Source organism: Desulfatibacillum alkenivorans DSM 16219 (genome assembly GCF_900142135.1).
GTDB lineage: Bacteria > Desulfobacterota > Desulfobacteria > Desulfobacterales > Desulfatibacillaceae > Desulfatibacillum > Desulfatibacillum alkenivorans.
Window position 1 is genome coordinate 1 of sequence record NZ_FQZU01000093.1, and the last position, 1,854, is coordinate 1,854.

Genomic DNA, 1,854 nt, shown 5'->3' on the forward strand with positions numbered 1-1,854 from the left:
GTGGACCTGACCCTGGGCGGCGCGGGCGACGTGCTGGACGACGGCGATCCCTCCACCAAGATCACGGGCACGGTCCTGACCATTGACGGGCCTTCCGCGGGTGCGGTGTCCGGCAGCGTGACCGTGGAAACGGACGTGGACTCGGTGGACATCGCGGCCACGGGCGACGTGACCGTGACGGAAGCGGGCTCCATCACCCTGACCAACGTGGTCTCCGGCGACGAAGCGGAAATCGTGGCAGGCGGCGACGTGGTCATCGGCAGCGTGGATGCAACGACCCGGGCGGCCATCGAATCCGGCGGCAATATCACCAGCGGAACCATCACGGCCCCGGCCGTGGCCCTGGAAGCCGCGGGCAATATCACGGGCATGACCCTGGACAGCGGAGCCGTGACCCTGGCAGCCCTGGCCGGAGGCAGCGTGGATCTGGACGCAAGCGGCTCCCTGACGGTGGGCTTGGTTGACGGCGTGGATCAGGGCCTGTCCGGCGTGATCGCCGGCGGCGACGTGACCCTGGACGCCGGCAAGAGCCTGGCGGTGAACGCGGACATTACGGCGGGCGGCGGCACAGCCGACCTGAGCGCCCTGTCCGGGGACATCACCACGGTGGACGGCGCGGTTGTGACGGCGGGATTTGTGAACGTGGACGCCACGGGCGCCATCAACCTGAACACGGACGCCGGAACCCTGGAAGCCTCATTCGGCGCGGGCTCCACGGCGACCATCGACGAGGCCGACGGCCTGATGATCCAGAACACCACGGGCGGAACCCTGGACGTAACCTTGCTTGAAGCCGGCGACCTGACGGACGGCGGCGGCAACAACGTGACGAACCTGATCGCCGAAACCCAGGACGGAAACATCACCTACACGGATGCGGACGACCTGAACGTGGTGAGCGTGATCGCCGGCGGATCGGGCAATACGGTCTTCCTGACGGCAGGCAGCGCCATGGCGGTGACCTACATCCAGGCGGAAGGCGACGTAACGCTTCGGAGCAACGGCGCCATCACGGACGTGGGCGGCGCGGCGGTGAACGTGTACTCGGGCGGAACCCTGGACATCCAGTCCGGCGACAACACGGTGGACCTGGATACGGAAGTGGTCTCCCTGATTGCGGCCAACGTGTCGGATATCAACATCGACGAAGTGGACGCCATCGAGATCCTGGGCATCGACACCAACGGCTCTGGCAATGTTGACGTGGAAACCACGGACGGCGACATCCTGGTCTCCGGCGCCATAGACGCGGACGCAACGGGAACCATCCTCCTGACCGCGGGCGGCGCGGAGCGCTCCATCATCCTGGGCGCCAACGTGGCTGGCAATAGCGGCAGCATCATGCTGCACGCCACGGACGACGTGGAGCAGACCGGCGGCGCCGTGACTACGGGCGTGGGCGTGGAAGTGACGGCGGGCGGGGAAGTGGACCTGACCCAGGCCGGCAACGCCATGACCGTGATCGCCGTGGACGCCAACGGCGACGTGGCCATAGACGACGATGCAGCCGGCGGCCTGACCGTGGGTACGGTGAACGGCGTGAGCGGCATCGACTCCAACAATAACGACATCCGCGTCAATGCAGCGGGCGACCTGACCCTGACGCAGTTTGTGAACGCAGGCTCCCTGGGCGACGTCACCCTGGTATCCGGCGGATCCATCGCGGGCGCCGGCATGGTGACGGGCTTCCTGGTGGACGCAACCGCGGCTACGGGCATTGACATGGACACCACGGCGGACGTGATCAACGCGACCACCCCCGCCGGCAACATTATAATAGAAGAAACCAACGACGTGTACCTGTTCAGCGTGACGGCTCCGGCCGGCACGGTGGACGTGACCACCAAGGGCGCG

General features: G+C 66.9%; 1 protein-coding gene. It reads left to right on the forward strand.

The genetic code is table 11. The features are described from left to right. Window positions 1-1,854: beta strand repeat-containing protein (locus tag BUE18_RS28225; RefSeq protein WP_170868489.1), on the forward strand; the 1,854-nt coding region annotated here is incomplete at both ends.